The organism is Amycolatopsis sp. TNS106 (assembly GCF_019330265.1).
Classification (GTDB): domain Bacteria; phylum Actinomycetota; class Actinomycetes; order Mycobacteriales; family Pseudonocardiaceae; genus Amycolatopsis; species Amycolatopsis lurida.
On the sequence record NZ_CP024972.1, the window covers coordinates 4,993,910 to 5,014,411 of the forward strand.

At 69.6% G+C, this 20,502-nt stretch carries 18 protein-coding genes; 9 read left to right on the forward strand and 9 right to left on the reverse strand.

The window, feature by feature from the left end; translation table 11 throughout:
- Positions 1-105 precede the first annotated feature (105 nt).
- Genes CVV72_RS22275 through CVV72_RS22285 form a run of 3 tightly spaced genes read left to right on the forward strand, consistent with a single transcriptional unit; the run spans position 106 to position 3,955 of the window.
- Complete coding sequence (locus tag CVV72_RS22275) at positions 106-921, forward strand: ABC transporter ATP-binding protein (protein WP_219145646.1); 816 nt, start codon at positions 106-108, stop codon at positions 919-921.
- A gap of 17 nt (positions 922-938) precedes the next feature.
- Entirely contained in the window at positions 939-1,916 is a 978-nt protein-coding gene (locus CVV72_RS22280) for an iron-siderophore ABC transporter substrate-binding protein (protein WP_219145647.1), read from the forward strand.
- Complete coding sequence (locus tag CVV72_RS22285) at positions 1,916-3,955, forward strand: iron ABC transporter permease (RefSeq protein ID WP_219145648.1); 2,040 nt, start codon at positions 1,916-1,918, stop codon at positions 3,953-3,955. Before CVV72_RS22280 ends, CVV72_RS22285 begins: the two co-directional genes overlap by 1 nt.
- A gap of 57 nt (positions 3,956-4,012) precedes the next feature.
- Here CVV72_RS22285 and htpG read toward each other — a convergent pair whose 3' ends face one another.
- Genes htpG through CVV72_RS22305 form a run of 4 tightly spaced genes read right to left on the reverse strand, consistent with a single transcriptional unit; the run spans position 4,013 to position 9,388 of the window.
- The gene (gene htpG / locus CVV72_RS22290; protein ID WP_219145649.1) at positions 4,013-5,878 is read right to left on the reverse strand and encodes a molecular chaperone HtpG; all 1,866 of its coding nucleotides are present in this window, start codon (positions 5,876-5,878) and stop codon (positions 4,013-4,015) included.
- 29 nt (positions 5,879-5,907) lie between these two features.
- Positions 5,908-7,494 (reverse strand): alkaline phosphatase D family protein, encoded by a 1,587-nt coding sequence (locus CVV72_RS22295; RefSeq protein ID WP_219145650.1) that lies wholly within the window; start codon positions 7,492-7,494, stop codon positions 5,908-5,910.
- A gap of 50 nt (positions 7,495-7,544) precedes the next feature.
- Positions 7,545-8,165, reverse strand: coding sequence for a hypothetical protein (locus tag CVV72_RS22300; protein ID WP_219145651.1), 621 nt, complete (start codon positions 8,163-8,165; stop codon positions 7,545-7,547).
- The gene (locus CVV72_RS22305) at positions 8,162-9,388 is read right to left on the reverse strand and encodes a YncE family protein (protein WP_219145652.1); all 1,227 of its coding nucleotides are present in this window, start codon (positions 9,386-9,388) and stop codon (positions 8,162-8,164) included. Before CVV72_RS22305 ends, CVV72_RS22300 begins: the two co-directional genes overlap by 4 nt.
- A gap of 144 nt (positions 9,389-9,532) precedes the next feature.
- Here CVV72_RS22305 and CVV72_RS22310 point away from each other — a divergent pair, with 144 nt between their 5' ends.
- Positions 9,533-10,672, forward strand: coding sequence for a CdaR family transcriptional regulator (locus CVV72_RS22310; RefSeq protein ID WP_219145653.1), 1,140 nt, complete (start codon positions 9,533-9,535; stop codon positions 10,670-10,672).
- A 62-nt stretch (positions 10,673-10,734) separates the two neighbouring features.
- Positions 10,735-12,396: a sulfatase gene (locus CVV72_RS22315; protein WP_219145654.1), complete on the forward strand. Its 1,662-nt coding sequence runs from the start codon at positions 10,735-10,737 to the stop codon at positions 12,394-12,396.
- Positions 12,397-12,557: 161 nt separating this feature from the next.
- On the opposite strand, the gene CVV72_RS22320 is transcribed toward CVV72_RS22315, so the two are convergent.
- Positions 12,558-13,517: a YafY family protein gene (locus tag CVV72_RS22320; RefSeq protein WP_219145655.1), complete on the reverse strand. Its 960-nt coding sequence runs from the start codon at positions 13,515-13,517 to the stop codon at positions 12,558-12,560.
- A 61-nt stretch (positions 13,518-13,578) separates the two neighbouring features.
- On the opposite strand from CVV72_RS22320, the gene CVV72_RS22325 reads away from it, so the two are divergent.
- Positions 13,579-14,754 (forward strand): epoxide hydrolase family protein, encoded by a 1,176-nt coding sequence (locus tag CVV72_RS22325; protein WP_219145656.1) that lies wholly within the window; start codon positions 13,579-13,581, stop codon positions 14,752-14,754.
- Between the two features lie 88 nt (positions 14,755-14,842).
- On the opposite strand, the gene CVV72_RS22330 is transcribed toward CVV72_RS22325, so the two are convergent.
- The gene (locus tag CVV72_RS22330; RefSeq protein ID WP_219145657.1) at positions 14,843-15,385 is read right to left on the reverse strand and encodes a transcriptional regulator; all 543 of its coding nucleotides are present in this window, start codon (positions 15,383-15,385) and stop codon (positions 14,843-14,845) included.
- A gap of 75 nt (positions 15,386-15,460) precedes the next feature.
- Between CVV72_RS22330 and CVV72_RS22335 the strand changes: the two genes are divergently transcribed.
- A complete protein-coding gene (locus CVV72_RS22335) occupies positions 15,461-16,642 on the forward strand; it encodes an MFS transporter (protein WP_255632216.1) in 1,182 nt (393 codons plus the stop codon).
- Between the two features lie 36 nt (positions 16,643-16,678).
- Here CVV72_RS22335 and CVV72_RS22340 read toward each other — a convergent pair whose 3' ends face one another.
- Positions 16,679-17,038, reverse strand: a complete 360-nt coding sequence (locus tag CVV72_RS22340; protein ID WP_219145659.1) for an arsenate reductase family protein — start codon at positions 17,036-17,038, stop codon at positions 16,679-16,681.
- 90 nt (positions 17,039-17,128) lie between these two features.
- Between CVV72_RS22340 and CVV72_RS22345 the strand changes: the two genes are divergently transcribed.
- Positions 17,129-17,698 (forward strand): YdeI family protein, encoded by a 570-nt coding sequence (locus CVV72_RS22345; RefSeq protein ID WP_219145660.1) that lies wholly within the window; start codon positions 17,129-17,131, stop codon positions 17,696-17,698.
- Between the two features lies 1 nt (position 17,699).
- On the opposite strand, the gene CVV72_RS22350 is transcribed toward CVV72_RS22345, so the two are convergent.
- Together CVV72_RS22350 and CVV72_RS22355 are read right to left on the reverse strand one after the other, a co-directional pair.
- Positions 17,700-18,905 (reverse strand): PP2C family protein-serine/threonine phosphatase, encoded by a 1,206-nt coding sequence (locus CVV72_RS22350; protein WP_219145661.1) that lies wholly within the window; start codon positions 18,903-18,905, stop codon positions 17,700-17,702.
- 9 nt (positions 18,906-18,914) lie between these two features.
- Positions 18,915-19,610 carry a TetR/AcrR family transcriptional regulator gene (locus CVV72_RS22355; RefSeq protein ID WP_219145662.1) on the reverse strand — a complete coding sequence of 232 codons (696 nt, stop codon included), beginning with the start codon at positions 19,608-19,610 and terminating at the stop codon, positions 18,915-18,917.
- Between the two features lie 58 nt (positions 19,611-19,668).
- Here CVV72_RS22355 and CVV72_RS22360 point away from each other — a divergent pair, with 58 nt between their 5' ends.
- Positions 19,669-20,466, forward strand: a complete 798-nt coding sequence (locus CVV72_RS22360; RefSeq protein WP_219145663.1) for a thioesterase family protein — start codon at positions 19,669-19,671, stop codon at positions 20,464-20,466.
- The last annotated feature ends 36 nt before the right edge of the window (positions 20,467-20,502 follow it).

The window sequence follows — 20,502 nt, forward strand, 5'->3', positions numbered from 1 at the left end:
TCCATCCAGTCACGCGTGTCGTCCATCCGGTAACCGCGCGATCACCCCACGCGCTGTGTCTCTCGTGACATGGGTACCGGCCCGACCTTAGGTTAGGCTCCCCTCATGTCTACGGAAGACGCGCTGCTCACCGGCCATGACCTGGTGCTCGCGCACCAAGAGCGGGCCGTGGTGGACGGCGTGTCCTTGTCGCTGCGCGCCGGCGTGGTGACCGCGCTGGTCGGGCCGAACGGCTCCGGCAAGTCGACGCTCCTGCGTTCGCTGGCGCGGCTGCACAAGCCCCGCGAAGGCGGCGTCCGCCTCGGGGAACGTGCCGTCTGGGGCGGGAACGCGTTGTCCGGCAAGGAGTTCGCCCGGCGGGTCACGTTGCTGACCCAGCACCGGCCCACGCCGAGCGGCGTTTCGGTGCGCGACGTCGTCTCCTACGGCCGGTACCCGTACCGCTCGGGCTGGCGCGGGGTCGATGTCGACGGCGCCACCGCGATCCGCCGCGCGATGGAGCTGACCGGCGTGACGCCGATGGCCGAGCGCGGCGTCGACGAACTGTCCGGCGGCGAACTCCAGCGTGTCTGGCTCGCGTCCTGTCTCGCCCAGCAGACCTCCGTGCTGCTGCTCGACGAGCCCACCAACCATCTCGACCTGCGCTATCAGGTCGAGATCCTCGACGTCGTCCGCGATCTGGCCAACGAAGGCGTCGCGGTCGGCGTGGTGCTGCACGACCTCGACCACGCGGCGATCATCGCCGACGAGGTCGTGCTGCTGAGCGAGGGAACCATCGTGGCCACGGGTGACATCGGGCAGGTGCTCACCACCGAGCACCTCTCCCAGGCCTACGGCGTCACCGTCCACGTCGCGAACGACCCGGTGACGGGCGCGATCCACTGCAGGCCACTCGGGCGGCATTCGCCCAGGCCCGCCTGAGAAATCCAGGAAGAACCATGCGTTTGCTGACCCCTGCCGCCCTTGTCGCGGCGACGGCCCTGCTGCTGTCCGCCTGCGGCACCACCGAGAACACCGCGGCAGCGCCGAGCGACACCGCCGCCGCGAGCGGACCGGTCACGGTGACCGACGCACGCGGGAAGGCCGTCAACCTCAAGGCCCCGGCCAAGCGGGTCGTCGCGCTCGAGTGGGGCGAGGCCGAGATGGTCGCGTCGCTCGGGGTCATGCCGGTCGGCGCCGCGGACGTCGCGGGCTACAACGTCTGGGACAAGGCCGCCCCGCTGACCGCCGAGGTCAAGGACGTCGGCAAGCGCAACGAGCCCAGTGTCGACGCGATCGTCGGGCTGAACCCCGACGTCGTCATCATGGCCGAGGAGCGCGACTCGACGCTGGTGCCGCAGATCGAGAAGTACGTGCCGGTCGTGGTCACCAAGGCCAGCGACGCGAGCCGCAACTTCGACCGCCTGCGCGAGGACTTCAAGCTGATCGCGAAGACGGTCGGCAAGGAGTCCGAAGCGGACAAGCAACTGTCCGAAATGGACGCCAAACTCGCCGAGGGCAAGAAGGCCGTCGAGGCCAAGGGCGCCGCGGGCACCCCGTTCCTGATGGCCGACGGCTACCTCGAAGGCAGCACCGTCAGCATCCGCCCGTTCGGCAAGGGCTCGCTGGTCTCCGACACCGCCGAGGCGGTCGGCCTGAAGAACGCGTGGACCGGCAAGGTCGACCCGCAGTGGGGTCTCGGCCAGACCGACGTCGAGGGCCTGACCACGCTCACCGACCCGAAGACCGTGCTGTTCTACAGCGCGGCCGAAGAGGACGTCTTCACCACCGGGCTCGCGCAGAACGCCGTCTACCAGCGGCTGCCGTTCGTGGTCTCGAAGAAGATCCACAAGCTGGAGGCCGGCACGTGGACCTTCGGCGGGCCGAAGTCGGTCATCATGACCGCCGACCAGATCGTGAAGGCCATCACCGCCTGATGATCAAGGAACTGCGTGCGCCGCAAGCCGTGCGCACCGCGGTGGTGTCGGCGGGGCTGGTGGTGCTCATCGTCGTCCTCGCCGGTGTCCACCTGACCCAGGGCACCTCGACGTCCGGTCCGCTGGACGTGGTGAAGGCGATCTTCGGCCAGGGCGACGCGCAGACCCTCGCGGTACTCGAGGGTTCGCGCGTCCCCCGGCTGCTCGCCGCGTTGCTGCTTGGGGTCGCGCTCGGCGTCGCGGGCGCGGGAATGCAGTCCGTCGCGCGGAATCCGCTCGCCTCGCCCGACACGCTCGCGGTCAACGCGGGCGCGCATTTCGCCGTGGTGGCCATTTCCGCGTTCGGGCTTTCGCTGCCGCTCGTGCCGGTGGGCGGGGCGGCGTTCGCGGGCGGGCTCGCCGCGGCGGTCATCGTGCTGGGACTGGCTGGCGGCGGCTCGGCGAGCCCGCGGCTGGTGCTCGTCGGCTCGGCCGTGTTGCTGGCGCTCCAATCGGTGACCATCCTGATGCTGCTCATGTTCGAGCAGGAGACGTCCGGGCTGTTCGCCTGGGGCAGTGGTTCGCTCACCGTCTCCGATCTGCGGGCGACCGCCCAGATGACACCGGTCGTGGTGCTCGCCGTGGCGGCGCTCATCGCGATGGGCCGCAAACTCGACGTCCTCGCCCTCGGCGACGACAACGCGACCGTGCTCGGCCTGCGGGTGCGCCGGACCAGGGTCGGCGCGGTCGTGCTGACCGTCGCGCTGACCGCGGCGGCGGTGACCGTCGCCGGACCGGTCGGGTTCGTCGGGCTGAGCGCGCCGGTGATCACGCGGCTGCTGCTGCCGATCGCCAAGCACCGCGCACTGCTGCCGGTCTCCGGGCTGGTCGGCGTGGTGACGGTGCTCGGCGCCGACGTCGTCCTGCGGGCGATCATGGGTTCGGCCGCCGCCGTGCGGGTGCCGACCGGGGTGGTGACCACGATCGTCGGCGCCGTCGTGATGGTGTGGCTGGCGCGGCGCGGGCGGGGCAGCGGCTCACGTCGTCCGGCTCCGGCCGGGCGGGTCGGCGTCGCCGGATCGACCCGGCGCCTCGTGGCCATTTCCGTCGTACTGGTGGCGCTGCTCGCCGTCGTCCCGCTGGTGGGCCTGATGCTGGGCGACCGCATGGTGCTGCTCGGCGATCTCGCGAACTGGGTCACCGGCAACACCGGCACCGCGCTGACCTTCGTGCTGGACCAGCGACTTCCGCGGGTGCTGGCCGCGCTGCTCGCCGGGGCCGCGCTGGCGGTCTCGGGTTGCGGGATCCAGTCGGTCAGCCGCAACCCGCTCGCCGAACCGGGGCTCCTCGGCATCACCGCCGGGGCCGGGCTCGGCGCGATCACGCTGATCACCATCGTCCCCACGGTCGGCGCCTGGTCGATCGCCGGTGCCGCCGGTGTCGGCGCGGCCGTCGTGTTCGTGCTGGTCTACGGGCTGGCTTGGCGGTCGGGGCTGGATTCGGACCGGCTGGTGATCATCGGCATCGCGGTCTGGTCGGCCGGGATGGCGCTGATCACGCTGCTGATCGTGGTCTCCGACCCGTGGAACTCGGCCAAGGCGCTGACCTGGCTTTCGGGGTCGACCTACGGCCGCACGCTGGAACAGGTCGCGCCGGTGGCGCTGGCGCTCCTCGCGTTGACGCCGTTGTTGTGGATCAAGCACCGCGAACTGGATCTGCACGCCCTCGACGAGGACACCCCGCGTGTGCTCGGGATGCGCGTCGAACGGTCGCGGCTGATCGTGCTGGCCGCCTCCGGGATCCTGGCGGCCACCGCCGTGTCCGCCATCGGCGTGGTCGCGTTCGTCGGGCTGGTCGCGCCGCATCTGGCGCGTTCGCTCGTCGGCGGACGGCACGGCCGGGTGATCCCGGTGGCCGCGGCGCTCGGGGCGCTGCTGGTGAGCGTCGCGGACACCCTCGGGCGGACGGTCATCGCGCCGGCCCAGATCCCGGCGGGCCTGGTCATCGCGATGGTCGGGACGCCGTACTTCGTGCTGGTGCTCTGGAAGACCCGGCCATAGCAGTCCGTGAAGGCCTCCTTGAGGGACTCTGGGTCCCTCAAGGAGGCCTTCACGGAACTACAGGGTCTTCTGCAGGTGCGTGGCCAGCAGCTTCGTGAAGCGGGCGGGGTCGCCCAGTTCGCCGCCTTCGGCGAGCAAAGCCATGCCGTACAGCAGTTCGGCGGTCTCGGCGAGCCCGTCGTTCTCACCCTGCGAAGTGAAGGCGTCCCGCAGCCCGGAGACCAGCGGGTGGCCAGGGTTGAGTTCCAGGATCCGCTTGATCTGCGGCATTTCCTGGCCCATCGCGCGGTACATCTTCTCCAGCGTCGGGGTGACGTCGTTCGTGTCGCCGACGATGCAGGCGGGCGACGTCGTGAGCCGCGACGAGAGCCGGACCTCCTTGACCTGGTCGGAAAGGGTCTTGGTGAGCCAGGTCAGCAGCCCGGAGAACTCTTCCTTCTGCTCGTCGGTGGTGTCGGAGTCGAGTTCGACCTCGCCCTTGGCGACCGACTGGAACTGCTTCTCCTCGAAGCCCGGGACCGCGTCGACCCACATCTCGTCGATCGGGTCGGTGAGCACGAGCACCTCGTAACCCTTGGCCTGGAACGCTTCCAGATGCGGGGAGTTCTCGATGCTCTGCCGCGACTCGCCGGTCAGGTAGTAGATGTGCTCCTGGCCGTCCTTCATCCGCTCGACGTACTCACGCAGCGACGTGAGTTTCTCCGGATCGTTGGTCGAGGCGAACGAGCAGATGTCGAGGATCGCGGTGCGGTTCTCGTGGTCGTCCAGCAGGCCTTCCTTGACGGCGCGGCCGAACTCCTTCCAGAACGTCTCGTACTTGTAGCGGTTCTCGTCGGCCATCAGGGTCTTGACCGTCGAGAGGACCTTCTTGACCAGGCGACGGCGGATCAGCTGGATCTGCCGGTCCTGCTGCAGGATCTCCCGCGAGACGTTGAGCGAAAGGTCCTGGGCGTCGACGACACCCTTCACGAAGCGCAGGTACTCCGGCATCAGCGCTTCGCAGTCGTCCATGATGAAGACGCGCTTCACGTACAGCTGGACGCCGCGTTTGCGCTCCCGCATGAACAGGTCGAGCGGCGCGTGGCCGGGCAGGAACAGCAGCGCCTGGTACTCGAACGTGCCCTCGGCCTGGAGCCGGATCGTCTCCAGCGGGTCGTTCCAGTCGTGCGCGACGTGCTTGTAGAACTCGTTGTACTCGGCTTCGGTGACGTCGCTGGAGGACCGGGCCCACAGCGCCTTCATCGAGTTGACCGTGACGACCTCATCGCCTTCGGTCATCCGGATGGGCCAGGTGATGAAGTCCGAGTACTTCTTGACGATCTGCTTGATCTTCGTGGCCGAGGTGTAGTCGAAGAGCTGGTCTTCGGTGTCCTCGGGCTTGAGGTGCAGGACGACCGACGTGCCCTGCGGCAGGTCCGGCACCGTCTCGATGGTGTACGTGCCCTCGCCCTCGGACTCCCAGCGGACGCCCTCGTCCGATCCGGCGCGGCGGGTCAGCAGCGTGACCTTGTCGGCCACCATGAAGCTGGCGTAGAAGCCGATGCCGAATTGGCCGATCAGGTCCTGCGAAGCCGCGGAATCCTTGGTCTCCTTCAGTTTCTTCAGGAATTCGGCGGTGCCGGATTTCGCGATCGTGCCGATCAGCGCCACGACGTCGTCCCGGCTCATCCCGATTCCGTTGTCCCGCACGGTGAGGGTGCGGTTTTCGGGGTCGGTCGCGATCTCGATGTGGAGATCGTCGGTGTCCGCCTGGAGGTCCTTGTCGCGGAACGCTTCGAGGCGGAGTTTGTCCAGTGCGTCGGAGGCGTTGGACACCAGTTCCCGCAGGAAGGTGTCCTTGTTCGAGTAGATCGAGTGGATCATCAGCTGGAGCAGCTGACGTGCCTCCGACTGGAACTCGAGTGTTTCGGCAGAGGTTGTCACGCGGCGATATTACCGAGCGCGGGACCGGGTCAGGCCAGCCTCTGCCTGGCCACCTCGGTCAGGCCGTCGCCGGTGGCCTGTTCGATCGTCGTGATGGCGGACCGGCCCTCGGTCTCGACCGTGGCGATGACGTTGCCGAAATGCGGCCCGGACACCTTGGACCAGGTCAGCGGATCGGGTGCGACGCCGCCGCGACGGGCCCAGCGGCGCGCGATCGCCGCCACCGGGGCCGACCAGGTGGCGGCGAACGCCAGCCGGAGCGGGCGCGGCATGGCGTTGTGGACCGGGGAACAGGTGAGCTGGAAGACCGTCGAAGTCACCGGCTCCGGATAACGCGCCTCGGCGATGTAGGCGTGATGGACGTCGCCCGAGAGCACCGAGATGGTGGCGGGCGGATTCTCCCGCCGCCCCTCCCTGGCGATCATCGCGGACAGCCGATCGAACGACGCCCGGAACGACGCCCAGTGTTCGAGGTCCGCGGCTTGGCGGATCTTCTCCGCGAGCCTCCCCCGCCATCCGGGGCGCGCGCAGGCCCGTTCGTTGAGCGACTGGAGGTGGGAGATCACCGGCGGCAGCAGCCACGGCAGCGAGGAGCCGATGAGCAGGTGGTCGCAGGCGTCGGCGGCGTTGTCCTCGATCCAGTCGAACTCGTCGTCGTCGACCATGGACCGGGCACCGCCTGCCAGGATCCGGCCCGCCCGGCTGTCGATGACCAGCAGCCGCACTCCGCCGAAGTCGCGGCGATAGCTCCATCGCGCGCCCTTGGTGCCGTCACGGTCGTCGTCGGCCTCGTCGGCGAACGCGACGAGCAAGCCGGCGTTGTCCCCGCCGGAGGCGAGGGCCTTCTGGAAGGTCGGGTCCTCGGCGAGTTCGGCGGGGCCGAGATTCCCGAGGTGCTGGTAGACCCAGTACGACATGATCGCCCCGCGCAGGCGCTCCCGCCACCACGGCTGCGCGCGCATCCGCTCCCGCCACGAGTGGGAGGTGTTCCAGTCGTCGCGGACGTCGTGGTCGTCGAAGATCATCGACGTGGGCACGGTGGAGAGCAGCCACCGGATCGACGGCTCACCCCAGGCTTCGAGGTAGAGGTGGGTGTATTCCTCGAAATCCTTCACCTCCGTGCCCGGCGGCTCGGAGATGTCGCGGCGCCGGGACAGCCACTCCTGGGTCTCGTCGGTGGTCTCGTCGGCGTAGACCTGGTCTCCCAGCATCAGCAGCGCCTGCGGCCATTCGGTTTCCTCGCCCGCCGCCATCCGGTGGGCGTACGCGGCCAGCGCGTCCGGGCCGAAGGCCGTTCCTTCGTGCGGTTTGCGGCACGAGCCGAACACGAGCCGGACCCGCGACTCCTGCTCGGGCAGCGTCCGGATCCGGCTCGGCGGGAACCCGGAATCGGCGAGAGGCCACACCTTTTCGCCGTCCACGCGCACTTCGTATTCGACGCACGAGCCGGGCTCGAGACCGGTCAGCACCAGCAGGGCGTAGTGGTGGCCCTTGATCTCGAACGTCCTCGCGGTCGTGCCGAGTACCTCGACCTCACTCGCGGTGGTGGTCTCGACCCACACCGTCGCCGACGTCTCGTCGACGTGTCTCAGCAACGGACCCAGACGAAGGCTCATGCCCGGAACGGTGCCACAACGGAGCCAAGATCGTGCGCTGAGCGGACTCCTCAGCCGAGCCGCGCGAAGATCTCCCTGATCTCGGCCAGCGCCTCGGCTCGCTCCGCGTCGTCGTCTTCGTACCAGCCGTCGGCGGCCCGCTCCTCGACGATCGCCTCGGGGGTGAACTCCTCGCCGAACAGGTAGTGGCCGACGCAGTAGGTGAACCCCGACTCGCTCAGCGGGTCCAGCTCTTCCCGGCGGCAGTGCTCCAGGAAGCCTTCGGCCTGCGCCCACCGCTCGCCGTCGAACCAGAACACGCCACCGGCGTAGTGGATCGACGCTCCCGTCTCCGCGTCGACGAGGTTCAGCGACTCGTAGTTCTCGGGGCGGTTCCGCACCAGCGCGACGAGGTCTTCGGGAACGCCGCCGTAGAGCGCCTCCTGCGCCGAATAGTCCTCTTCGGCGTATAGGTTCAAGTCCGACTCGTGGTCGAAGGTCAGCAGCAGCGCCTGCTTGTCCGGCGTGAAGTACCAGACGGCCGACTGCCCGCCGCAGTCGTTCCAGGCGAACCGCTCCGCGCCGTCCACCTCGACCGGCGTGATCTCGGTGACCGCGTCGATCACCGCGGCACGCCGCCGCACCTCTTCGAGGGATGTCGCACCGAGGGCCGCCCAGATCTCTTCGCTCACCCGCGCAGACTACCGGTGCGCACGTGGCCGATCCGGATGCGCTGCGGGTGGTCGCCGACGGGCACGGACTTGACCTTCGCACCGGTCGCGAAGTCGATCGCGGTCACCTGGTCCGAGCCGCTTTCCGAGATGACGCAATGCTTTCCGTCACCGCTCACGGTCGCCCAGTACGGCTTCGCGGCGGGCACGAGCGGTCCTTCCCGCAGGCTCGCCCGGTCCACGATGGTCGCGTAGTCGTCCATCGTCCCGGCGACGCAGAGCTTGTCGCCCGCCGGACTCATCGAGAGCCCGTGGTGGCGCGAGTCGTTGACCCAGGTGGTGCGGTCCTCGCTGGTGCCCGGGTTCTTCGGCAGCGTCTTCGACCGCGTGATCCGGTCAGCGGCGACGTCGTATTCGAGGAGACCGTTGAAGAAGGACACCTGGAAGTACAGCTTCGACTCGTCCGGGGTGAAGGCCACCGGCCGGACCGAGTCGGAGAGGTCCTTGCGGCCGAAGGCGTCCAGGCGGGGGCGCATGTCGATCACCTTGACCTGCTGGAAGGTGGCCGCGTCGACCACGGTGAGCTTCCGGTCGCCCTTGGTGAAGTCCTGCCACGGCGCGTCGAGCGCGGTGTTCACCTCGCCGATCGAGCTGTTCCAGAGGTACCGGCCGCCGTCGGTGTAGGTGTTCTCGTGCGGTTTGTCGCCGGTCTTGAACGAGCCGAGCTGCCGTCCGGTCTCGATGTCGAGCACGTGGACGGTGTTCGACGTCGAGGCCGACACCGCGATGCTGCGCCCGTCCGGCGAAACCGCCATGTGGTCTGAGCGGAAACCCGACACCGGGAACCGCCAGTTGACCCGGCCGGTGGCGAGGTCGATCGACACGACGTCGGCGAAGCTCGGGCGGGACGCGACGACCGCGCGGCCGTCCGGGGTCGTGTAGAGGTCGTCGACGAGCTGGTCGTGCCCCTCGCCGACACCGTTGCGGATGCCGAGGAAGAACGCGAGCTTGATCGGGTTCAGGTAGATCTCGGTGAGCCGTTCGTCCTTGTCCGGCACCATGTTCACGCGCGCGATCTTCGCGTAGTCGCCGGCGGGCGCGATGATGTCCGCCGTCCCCTCCCAGTTGTTGCCGACGAAGAGGACTTGGCGCAGGCTGTCGTCCGCCGCGGCGGCGGGCACCGAGCCCAGTGCCGCGGCCAGGCAGGTCACGAGGACGGTGTTCAGCAACCGGCGTTTCCGCATCGGGCGCACCTTTCGGCGAGGGCCTGTTACCTTTCGGTAGCTCACAGGAAACCAACCGGCCGGACACCCTCGGTAGGGGACGGTCGCCAACGACCGCCGGCTTCGTTGTGCACCGGGCACAATCCGCGCGGGAAGGCGGTGGCGATGGCGCACCGGTCGCTCCACGACCTGCTGGCCGAGATGGCGGCCGACGCCGAGGTCGTCGACGAAGTGGTCCGGGCCGCCCGTACGGAATCGCCCGAAGTCGCGCGGCTGCCGGTGGACGAGAACCGGCGGCACGTCGCGATCGTGCTCGCGGCCGGGCTCGCCTCGTTCGACCGGCCGGGTGGCGCCGGGGAGCAGGACTACGCGGCGGCCGCCGACCTTGGCGCGGACCGGGCCGCGCAGGGCGTGCCGCTCGCCGCGCTGCTGCGCGGGGTGCAGGCGGGCCGCAGCCGCGCGGTGGAGATCGCCGTCGGACGCGGCAAGGCGGCCGGGGTGCCGGACGACGTCATGCTGGCGGCGCTGGTCGACTTCGACCGGAACACCCGCGCGCTCGAACGCCAGGTCATCGCCGGATATCACGAAGCCGAACTCGAACTCGCCCGCACGGCGCACGACAGCCGTGCCCGGGTGCTGCGGCGGTTGCTGGGCGGCGACGCGGCGGCGCCGTCGGCCGAGGAGGTCGCGAACGCCGGGCTGAACCCGGGCGGGCGCTACCACTGCCTTCTCTCCGACGTCGGCGATCCGTACCAGGCACGGGTCGTCGAGCGACGGCTCGGCGCGACGGGTGGCGTCTTCGGCCTGGTCGAAGGGCGGTTGGCCGGGCTGGCGCCGCGGCTCCCCACTCCGTCGGCGCTCGGGGACGACGTGCTCATGGTGGCCTCCCCCGCCGTGCCGCTCGCCGAAGTCCGCGGCACGTACGCCCTGTGCGTGATGGCCCTGCCGACGGCCGCGCGATCCCGCGGCCTGCACGCGGTGGCCGATCTGGCCGTGGAAACCGCGCTCGCCGCCCAGCCCGGGCTCGCCGCACTGCTCGAAGGCACCTTGCTGAACGCGCTGACGCCAGGCGATCCGTTCCATGAGCAACTCGTCTCGACCGCGCTGGCCTACCTCGATCACGGGCGGCGGCTCGACCAGACGGCCGCGGCGCTGCACGTCCACGCGAACACCGTCCGGTACCGGCTTTCCCGGCTCGGCGAGATCACCGGAACGTCGCTCGACCCGCCGGAGGAAGACGGCGGAGCGCATGTGCGGCACACCGTCAGCTGGTGGTGGGCGCTGCGCACGTGGCGCTCGGGCTGAACCGCCGGGGCCCCTCGTCCGTGTAACCCGATGAAGGCACTCCACCCCGGAAGGAACCCGCCTTGTCGGTTTTCCCGCGTCCCGCCCTGGCCGGCCTGCCCGGCGACCGGACGACAGCCCGCGAAATCGCGTCCAGCGCGGCGACGACCGCGTCGGCGGTGCTCGTGCTGTTCGCCTTGCTCGCGCCGGACGACCTCGACGGGCTGACGCCGGAGGCGTTCGTGCGGCTGCCGGTGGAGGCGCTGCTCGGGGTGGCGGTCGTGCTCCTGCTGCGCGACGGCGCACGACGCGTCGTCGCGGTGTCGGCAGGCGCGCTCCTCGGGCTCCTGACCGTGCTCAAGGCCATCGACATCGGATTCGGGCTCGCGCTGGACCGGCGGTTCAACCCGGTGTTCGACTGGGGCGTGCTCGGCAACGGTGTCGACCTGCTCGCCACGTCGATCGGCCGGGCCGGCGCGCTCGCGTCGTTCGCCGGGCTGACGCTGCTGGCCGTGGCCGTGATCGTGCTGATGGCGCTGGCCGTCCTGCGATTGAGCCGGGTGGTGGCCGGACGGCGCACCGCGTCGACCCGGGTGACGGCCGTGCTCAGCGTGCTCTGGATGGTGTGCGCGGTTTCCGGCGCGCAACTCGTCCCGGGACAGCCGTTCGCGTCGCGCAGCGCGGTCGCTTTCGCCTACGACGACCTCCGCCAGGTGCGCGCCGGTATCCGGGACAGAGAGGCCTTCGCCGAAGAAATCGCCGTCGACGCCTTCCGTGGCACTCCGGCTTCCGGGCTGCTGAACGCGTTGCGCGGTAAGGACGTGCTGTTCACCTTCGTCGAAAGCTACGGGCGGGTGGCCGTCCAGGACTCGGACATCGCGCCGAAGGTCGACGCGGTGCTCGACGCCGGGACCGCGCGGCTGAAGAGCGCCGGATACGGCTCACGCAGCGCGTTCCTGACCTCGCCGACGACGAGCGCGGGCAGCTGGCTGGCGCACTCGACGTTCCAGTCCGGGGTCTGGGTCGACAGCCAGCACCGCTACGACGACTTCGTGAAGACCGACCGGTTCACCCTCGGGAGTGCGTTCAAACGAGCGGGCTGGGAGACGGTCGGCGTCGTCCCGGCGCATACCGAGGACTGGCCGGAAGGCAAGGTCTACGGCTACGACCGCTACTACGACTCACGCACCATCGGGTATCGCGGACCGCCGTTCTCCTACGCCACGATGCCGGACCAGTTCACGCTTTCGGCTTTCCAACGCGCCGAACGCGCGAGGCCGGACCGGCCGCCGCTGATGGCGGAGATCGACCTCGTCACCAGTCACTGGCCGTGGACGCCACTCCCCCGCACGGTCGACTGGAAGGACGTCGGAGGCGGGTCGATCTACGATCCCATGCCTTCGCAAGGGAAGACGCCCGAGGAGGTCTTCACCGACCCGGCCAAGGTGCGCGACGCGTACGGCGACTCGATCGCCTATTCGCTGAACTCGCTCATCTCGTACGTGGAGACCTACGGGGGCGACGACCTCGTACTCGTGTTCCTCGGCGATCATCAGCCGAACCCGATCGTCGCCGGCGCGGGCGCGGATCACGACGTCCCGATCACGGTGGTCACGCGGGACAAGGCGGTCCTCGACAAGATCGCCGGCTGGAGCTGGCAGGACGGCCTGAACCCAGACCGGAACGCGCCGGTGTGGCGGATGGACACGTTCCGGGACCGCTTCCTGACCACCTTCGCCCGCTGACCCCCGCATTTGGTCGACCACTTGCGGGTCGCGTCGCGCGCCCGGCGGGGCCCTCCCCCAGCCCCCGGCAACGTGTCGCGAAAGCCACTTTCGGGACGTCTAGGGTCGCGAAAGTGGCTTTCGCGACGCCTCCTCCCCGCCTCTCTCCCGCATTCAGAGGACTAAATGCGGGTCGCGTCGCGGTACCGGTCGGCCAACTCCCGCAAGTAGGCGACCAATTGCGGGGGTTCGGTCACCCGGAACGGGCGGTTGAGCAGTCCCAAGTGGACGGCCAAGGTCTCGATGGTGTCCGCGCCGGTGTGCAGGACGCACGTGTTCGCGTCGACGGCCTCCACCGTTCCGACGGCCGGGTTGATCCGCGCGGTCACCTCCTCCGCGGACGCGTGCACGGTGACCTCGGCCCGGTAGCGCCACGCGGCGGACGAGACGCCCCGCCGCACCCGGTCCGTGACGTCCTCGGGCAGTTCGCGTGCGGTGAACCGCGGGCCGGTGGGGACGCGCGGCGTCAGCCTGTCGACGCGGAACGTGCGCCAATCGCCGCGGTCGAGGTCCCAGGCCACCAGATACCAGCGGCGACCCCAGTTCACCAGGCGATACGGCTCGACCTTGCGGACGCTTTCCGAGCCGTCGTGGGTCAGGTAGCCGAACCGCAGCACCTCTCGGTCCCGGCAGCACGCCGTCAGCACGGTGAGCGTCTCGGCCGCGACTCGCGGGCCGGGCTCGTCCCTCGGTACCGGGACCGTGTACGCCTGCAAGGCGTTCACGCGGCGGCGCAGCCGGGACGGGAGCACCCGCTCCAGCTTGGCGAGCGCGCGCAACGACGTCTCCTCCACGCCCGCGATGGTGCCGCCCGCCGCGGTGCGCAGGCCGATCGCGACGGCGACGGCCTCCTCGTCGTCCAGCAGCAACGGCGGCAGATCGGCGCCCGCCCCGAGTCGGTAGCCCCCGACCGATCCCCGGGTCGCGTCCACCGGATAGCCGAGCGCGCGCAGCCGCTCGATGTCGTTGCGGATCGTCCGGGGGCTGACCTGGAGGCGTTCCGCCAGTTCAGTACCGGTCCAGTCACGGGGAGTCTGCAAGAGGGAGAGCAAACGGAGTAGTCGCGCCGAAGTTTCCAACATTTTTTCAGGATCCCCCTCCATTAGGAACGAGATGTTCCTAATGGAATCCTATCTTGGTCCCATGAACGAAAACAGTGAGATCAAGCCCTTCCGCGTCGACGTCCCGCAGGCGGAACTGGACGACCTGGCCGACCGCCTGGCCCGCGTCCGCTGGGCGAACGAACTGCCCGCCGATCAGGTGACCGACGGAGTGCAGCGCGGACCGGTCACGCCGGGCTGGGAGTACGGCGTGCCCCTGGAGTACGTGCAGCGCCTCGTCTCGTACTGGCGCGAGGGCTACGACTGGCGCAAGTGGGAGGCGAAGCTCAACGAGTACCCGCAGTTCACCACCGAGATCGACGGCCAGAACATCCATTTCCTGCACGTCCGCTCGCCGGAGCCGGACGCGAAGCCGCTGATCCTCACCCACGGCTGGCCGAACTCGGTCTTCGAGTACCTCGACCTGATCGACCAGCTGACCGACCCGCGGTCTGCCGCCGGGGGGCGTCTAAAGGCCAGCGACGCGGCCGACGCTTTCCACGTGGTCATCCCGTCGCTGCCCGGGTTCGGCTTCTCCGGCCCGACGCGCGAAAAGGGCTGGAACCGGTACCGCACGGCTCAGGCGTGGGCCGAGCTGATGCGCCGTCTGGGCTACGAGCGCTACGGCACGCACGGGAACGACGCCGGCTCGTTCGTCGCCCCCGAGGTCGGCCGGGTCGACGCGGAGCACGTGATCGGCGTGCACGTCACGCAGCTGTTCTCCTTCCCCAGCGGCGACCCGGCGGAATTCGAGGGCATGACCGAGAAGGAACTGGAGTACATGCAGTTCCTCCAGTCCTTCAACGACGACATGTCCGGCTACGCCAAACTCCAGGAGAGCGCGCCGCAGAACCTCGCGCACGCGCTCGCCGACTCGCCGACCGGACAGCTGGCGTGGAGCGCGCAACTGCTTTCGGCCACGAGTGACGACCACGTGCTCACCAACGCCACGCTGTACTGGCTCACGAACACCGCGGCCTCGGCGGCGCGCTTCTACTACGAGGACAAGCACACCGAGCACCCCGCCGAGCCGACGACCGCGCCGACCGGACTGGCGAGTTTCGCCTACGACTTCCGGCCGCTGCGTCGCTTCGCCGACCGGGACCACGCGAACATCGTGTCCTGGCAGGAATTCGATCGCGGCAGCCACTGGGCGACGCAGGACGCGCCGGATCTGCTGCTGGGCGACATCCGGGCCTTCTTCCGCAAGCTGACCTGAGTCTCCCGAAAGTACGTGAAGGCCCCCTTCACTGCGCTAGGCGCAATGAAGGGGGCCTTCACGTACTTTGGCCGGGATCGAGCGCAGATCACTCGGCCATGCGGTGCAGCAGGAAGATCCCGTTCAGCAGCGGCCTGTCGAGCCGCTGCCGGTCGGTCGCCACGTACTCGTCGAGGATGTCGAGGATGCGGTTGTCGAGTTCGGTGGCCTCTTCCGGCGAGAGGTGCAGCGCGAACCGCTCGACCACTCGCACCGAACCCGGTCCCGCCTCGCGGAGTTCGTCCTGGAAGGCCTCGATCGGCCCGAATCGGATGTCTTCGTCCTCGCCGTTCAGCGGCCCGTCCAGCCACCAGGACTTGCCGGCGCTGCGGTAGGGCTTCTCGAGCGCACCACTCGCCCCGGTGCGCACCGGGGCCTGCTCCAGCAGTCCGGCCTCGGTGAGCTGCCGCACGTGGTAGAGCACGGTGCCGGGGTCCTTGTCCAGCCTGACGGCGAGTTCCTTGTTGGTCAGTTCCCGCTCGCCGCAGAGCCGGAGGATCCGCAGCCGCAAGGGATGACCGAGCGCCTTGGCCTCACGCGCCGTCGCCTCGCGCCGCCGGTCCGCGACCCTCGCGGCGACCTGATCGTCCATGACCGCAGCGTAGCCGACCGATGGAGAAGAGAAACATCGATGGAGTTTTCTCAATCGATGTGCGATCCTCAATCGATGACCTCGCTGGGGAGCGCTTATTGGCGGCTGTGGAGCGCATCGGGCCTGTCGAACCTGGCCGACGGGATCGTCAAGGTCGCGCTCGGCCTAGTGGCCGTCCAGTTCACCCGGTCGCCGGCGCTCATCGCGGGGCTGGCGACCGTGTCGTCCCTGCCGTGGCTGGTGTTCGCCCTGCACGCCGGGGTGCTCACCGACCGCGTCGATCGCCGCCGCGCGATGCTCGCCGCCACCGTGGTCCGGGCGATCCTGCTCGCCGGGATGGCTGCGGCGATCGCACTGGATCTCGGATCGATCTGGCTGCTCTACGTGGTCGCGCTGGGAATCGGGATCGCCGAAACGGTCCACGACACGGCCGCGCAGGCGATCCTCCCCCAGGTCGTCGGCCGCGATCTGCTGACGCGGGCCAACAGCCGCCTCTACGCAGGCGAACTCACCGCCAACGAGTTCGCCGGGCCGCCATTGGGCGGCTTCCTTGTCGCCGCGGGCGCTTTCGCCGCCTTCGCGGCACCCTCGGCGCTCTGGATAATGGCGGTCGCCGCGCTCTTCTTCGTCCAGGGTTCGTTCCGTGTCGAACGGACTCGTGGCGCAAGCGTGCGCGAAGACCTCGTCGAAGGACTACGTTTCCTGTGGGAGAACCGGATTCTCCGAATTCTGGCGATCATGGTCGGCGGATTCAATTTCGCCACGAGCGCGGTGCTCACGCTCTTCGTGCTCTACGCGGTGGGCCCGTCGTCGGCGATGGGACTGTCCGAACAGGCCTACGGATTCCTGCTGGCCACCATCGCCCTCGGCAGTTTCGCGGGATCGTTCGCGGCCGAGCGGATCGAACTCGCGCTCGGCCGGTCCCGCGCCTTGGTACTCAGCCTGCTCACCGGTGCCGCGTTCGCCGGAATCCCGGCGGTGACCGCGAATCCGTACGTGATCGGCGCGGTCTTCTTCCTCGGCGGGGCCGGGGTCATGCTGTGGAACGTCATCGTCGTTTCGCTGCGGCAGCGGATCGTCTCGGACCACCTGCTCGGGCGGGCCACCAGCGGACACCGGCTCGTCGCGTGGGGCACCAAACCGCTGGGCGCCGCGGCGGCCGGGCTGCTCGCGGAGGTCTTCGGGCTGCGACCGGTGTTCGCGGGTGCGGCCGTCGTGATCCTGACGCTGGTGCTGCTCACCCCTCGTGAGTGGTAAGGACGATTCTAACCGTCCTTACCACTCACGAGGCCGTCAGCCCGGGAGCACCGACCGCACGGCCTCCGGGGTCCGCCCCACCACGGTCGTGCCGTCGTCGGCGGTGATGATCGGCCGCTGGATCAGCTTCGGATGGGTGGCCAGCGCCTCGATCCACCGATCGCGGTCGGCGGGGGTGCGCCCCCACGTCTTCAGTTCGAGTTCCTTCGCAATCGGCTCGGCGGTGCGGGTGATGTCCCACGGCTCGAGGCCGAGCCGCTTGAGGACGGCCTTCAGCTCCTTCACCGTCGGCGGCTCTTCGAGGTACTTCCGCACGGTGTACTCGGTTCCCGCTTCGTCCAGCATCGACACCGCGGACCGGCATTTGGCACACGCCGGGTTCACCCAGATCTCCATCCGGGGCCACCTCCCTCCAAAAAGCGCTCACTTGGTGAGCACTTTGCTTCCGATGATGGTCACAGACGTTACGACGAAAGGAACCCGGCCATGGACGAGACCACCTTCACCGCCGCTTCCCCCGCCGAGTGGCGCGCTTGGCTGGCCGAGAACGCCGGGACCGCGAAGGAGGTCTGGCTGGTCATCCACCACAAGGGCAGCGGCGTTCCCAGCGTCCGGATCGAAGAGGCGATGGAACAGGCTTTGTGCTTCGGCTGGATCGACGGGCTGCACCGCAAGAACGACGCGACGAGTTCCCGCCTGCGCTTCACTCCGCGCAACCCCCGGAGTTCGTGGAGCCGGGTCAACCGCGAGCGGGCCGCCCGGCTGATCGCCGAGGGACTGATGACCGAACGCGGGCAGGCGATGATCGACCTCGCCAAGGAGAAGGGCCGCTGGCAGGTCGTGCCGGACGGCGACGGCGTCCCCGAGGACCTGCGTGCCCGGCTCGACGCCGACGAGGCCGCCCGCACCCATTTCGAGAAGTTCCCGCCGTCGTCGAAACGGCTGATCCTGGAGTGGATCCTGACGGCGAAGAAGCCGGAAACCCGGGAGCGGCGGATCGCCAGGACCGTCGAACTCGCGGCCGTGAACCTCCGCGCCAATCACCCGGCCCGGTGATTCAGTTCGGTTCGCACCGCGCCACGAGGAGGGCGATGTCGTCCTGCGCCGGCGTGTTGCCGACGAGCGTGGCCATCACCCGCGCGCACACCACCGAAGGCGAGTCGGCGGTGACCACACCGGCGAGCCGCTGCAGGCCGACGTCGATCAGCTGGTCCCGGCGCTCCACCAGACCGTCGGTGTAGAAGGCGAGCACACCACCGGGTGGCAGCTCGATCTCCACTCTTCGGCGCCCCGGCCCGGTGACACCGATGGGTGGATCGACGGGAGCGTCGACGAACACCGACGGCCCGCCGGGCACCGCGAGTACCGGCGGCAGATGCCCGGCCAGCGAGATCGCGATGCTCTCCCGCGAAGCCGACACCGACCCGTACACGACGGAGGCCAGCGCCCCAGGCTCGAAATGCTGAACCTTCCGGTCCAGTTTGGACAGTACTTCCGCCGGATCGTCCGATTCGAGCGCGTAAGCGCGAAGCGCGCTGCGCAGCCGCCCCATGATCACCGCGGCGTTGAGCCCGTGCCCGGCGACATCGCCCATCACGATGCCGAGGCGGTCGTCCGGCAACGGGAACAGGTCGTACCAATCACCGCCGACGCCGGGTTCGGTCCCGGGCACGTACCGGGCGGCGAACTTCATCCCGGGGACGTCGGGCAGCCGGGCGGGCACCAGGCTCCGCTGGAGCGCCGCCGCGGCCGCGCGATCGCTGGCGGCGACCTCGATCTGCACCTCCAGCGCGAGCCGCGCGGCCACCAGCCGCAGCAGTTCGACGTCGGTCTCGGAGAACTCCCGGTCCGTCACCGACCCGACGTGCAGGACACCGACCAGCTCGTCTTCGGCCAGCATCGGCACACCGAGCAGGGTGCGCAGCCCCCGCTCCCACAGGAGCGCGTTCACCACCGTGGTCGCGTCCACGTGATCGATGATCACCGGTCGCCGATGCTCGGCCACCCGGCCCGCGAAACCGGCTCCCACCGGGATCCGGACGTCCTGGTAGACCTCCTCCTCGATCCCGGAGGCGGCCATGGCCTGCAGTTGCTGCGCCGTCGGGTCGAGCCGGAGCACAGTGGCGGTGTCGACGCCCAGTACTTCGCGGACGCGCGCGAGGAGCGTCGCCATCACCTTGTCCTGACCGAGTTTCCCCAAGGACGTGTCGGTGATGGCTTCGAGCACCTGGAGCCGCTCGTCGGCGGTCGGGGTCTCGGGCATGCGCAGAGCCTAGCCAGTCCGCCCCGCCCGCACCGCCCAGCCCGCCGTCAGTCCGTCGAGGTCCTCCGCCAGTGCGGCACTCGGCGGAATGGCGTCGCGCGGGACGCGGCAGGCGAGCGCCGTGCCGAGACCGGCCATCCGGATGACGGTGTCGATCAGCGCCTCGGGTTCCTCCGGCCAGCCGAAACCCGGCTGGGCGATCAGCAGGCTCACGCAGCCGTGCATCGCCGACCAGAGGCCCATCGCGAGGACCTCCGGTTCGCCGTGCAGGATCCCGGCCCGCACGCAGGTGGCCGTCGCGTCGGCGAGATACCGGAAACAGGCGACCGCGCCGGGAGACGAGCCGCCCGAGGGACGCATCAGCAGCACGCGGTACTGCACCGGATGGTCGAGCGCGAACCGCGCGTACACCCGCGCGCACCGGCTGAGCGCGCGCATCGGGTCGGCGACTTCGAGGGCGTGTTCGCGCATCCGGTGCGCGAGTTCGTCCCACACCCGCAGGCAGACGGCCTCCAGCAGGGCGTCTCGGCTCGGGAAGTGGGCGTACACCGACGGTGTGGAGACCCCGGTCCGGCGCGCGACGGCACGCAGCGTCAGCGCCTCGTCGGTCCCCGCCTCGCCGAGCAGGGCGTCGGCGGCGCACAGGATCTCGTCCCGCAGCTTCTCCCCTTCACCCGGCCGCGCCTTCGTCCGTTTCGCGCCCATGCCGTGATGCTGCCAGCATTGACTTGACACCGTCAACTTGACGATGTCAGCTTGAGCCATGGCGCCTTTCCAGACCGCGACCGCCCTCGTCCGCCGGGACGAGCTTCCGGTGTTCGACACCGAACTCGATCCACAGTGGACGATCGGGACGAAGCTGCACGGCGGCTATCTGCTGGCCGTGCTCGGCCGAGCCGCCGCCGAGGTCTCCTCGCATCCGCACCTGACCGCGATCAGCGGCTCGTTCTCCGTGGCGCCGGAACCCGGCCCGGCCGTCGTCGAGGTCGAGGTGCTGCGTGAAGGGCGCGGCCTCACCCAGTTGCGCGCACGGCTGAGCCAGCACGGCAAGCCCTGCACCGAAGCCCTGATCACCCAGGGCGTCCTGACCGACAGTGACGCCTGGTGGTCCGGAGTGGACCCGGTCGAGATCCCGCCGGAGCAGGACTGCCTGCCCGTGCCCGCCGACGGCGGCGGCGGATTCCGCATCGGCCTGATGGACGTCGTCGAGCAGCGGATCGACCCGGCCTCGGCGGGGTTCGCGGTGGGACAGCCGTCCCGGAAAGGCATCATCTCGTCCTGGCTGCGGCTCGCCGACGGTACCGACTGGGATCCGGTGAGCCTGCTCGTGGCACTCGACCCGGTGCCGCCGATCTCCTACGACCTCGGCATCGCGGGCTGGGCGCCGACGGTCCAGTTCACCGCGTATCTGCGCGGGCTCCCGGCGCCGGGACCGGTGCGGGTGCGGATGCGCGCGGGTGAGATCGGCGACGACCGGATGGACGAGGTCGCCGAACTTTGGGACGAAAAGAACAGGTTGATCGGGCAAGCGACGCAAATCGCCGCCGTACGCGTTCCCTGAAACCACCCGAAAGCAGGACCAAGACGCGGCGCCGGG

Coding starts and splice junctions, on each gene's coding strand:
- CVV72_RS22340 (WP_219145659.1), bottom strand. CDS start 17,038: ATGGAGATCTGGGTGAACCCGGCGTGTGCCAAATGCCGGTCCGCGGTG.
- CVV72_RS22305 (WP_219145652.1), bottom strand. CDS start 9,388: ATGCGGAAACGCCGGTTGCTGAACACCGTCCTCGTGACCTGCCTGGCC.
- CVV72_RS22295 (WP_219145650.1), bottom strand. CDS start 7,494: ATGAGCCTTCGTCTGGGTCCGTTGCTGAGACACGTCGACGAGACGTCG.
- CVV72_RS22335 (WP_255632216.1), top strand. CDS start 15,461: ATGACCTCGCTGGGGAGCGCTTATTGGCGGCTGTGGAGCGCATCGGGC.
- CVV72_RS22355 (WP_219145662.1), bottom strand. CDS start 19,610: ATGGGCGCGAAACGGACGAAGGCGCGGCCGGGTGAAGGGGAGAAGCTG.
- CVV72_RS22350 (WP_219145661.1), bottom strand. CDS start 18,905: ATGCCCGAGACCCCGACCGCCGACGAGCGGCTCCAGGTGCTCGAAGCC.
- CVV72_RS22330 (WP_219145657.1), bottom strand. CDS start 15,385: ATGGACGATCAGGTCGCCGCGAGGGTCGCGGACCGGCGGCGCGAGGCG.
- CVV72_RS22325 (WP_219145656.1), top strand. CDS start 13,579: ATGAACGAAAACAGTGAGATCAAGCCCTTCCGCGTCGACGTCCCGCAG.
- CVV72_RS22345 (WP_219145660.1), top strand. CDS start 17,129: ATGGACGAGACCACCTTCACCGCCGCTTCCCCCGCCGAGTGGCGCGCT.
- CVV72_RS22275 (WP_219145646.1), top strand. CDS start 106: ATGTCTACGGAAGACGCGCTGCTCACCGGCCATGACCTGGTGCTCGCG.
- CVV72_RS22310 (WP_219145653.1), top strand. CDS start 9,533: ATGGCGCACCGGTCGCTCCACGACCTGCTGGCCGAGATGGCGGCCGAC.
- CVV72_RS22320 (WP_219145655.1), bottom strand. CDS start 13,517: ATGTTGGAAACTTCGGCGCGACTACTCCGTTTGCTCTCCCTCTTGCAG.
- CVV72_RS22280 (WP_219145647.1), top strand. CDS start 939: ATGCGTTTGCTGACCCCTGCCGCCCTTGTCGCGGCGACGGCCCTGCTG.
- CVV72_RS22285 (WP_219145648.1), top strand. CDS start 1,916: ATGATCAAGGAACTGCGTGCGCCGCAAGCCGTGCGCACCGCGGTGGTG.
- CVV72_RS22360 (WP_219145663.1), top strand. CDS start 19,669: ATGGCGCCTTTCCAGACCGCGACCGCCCTCGTCCGCCGGGACGAGCTT.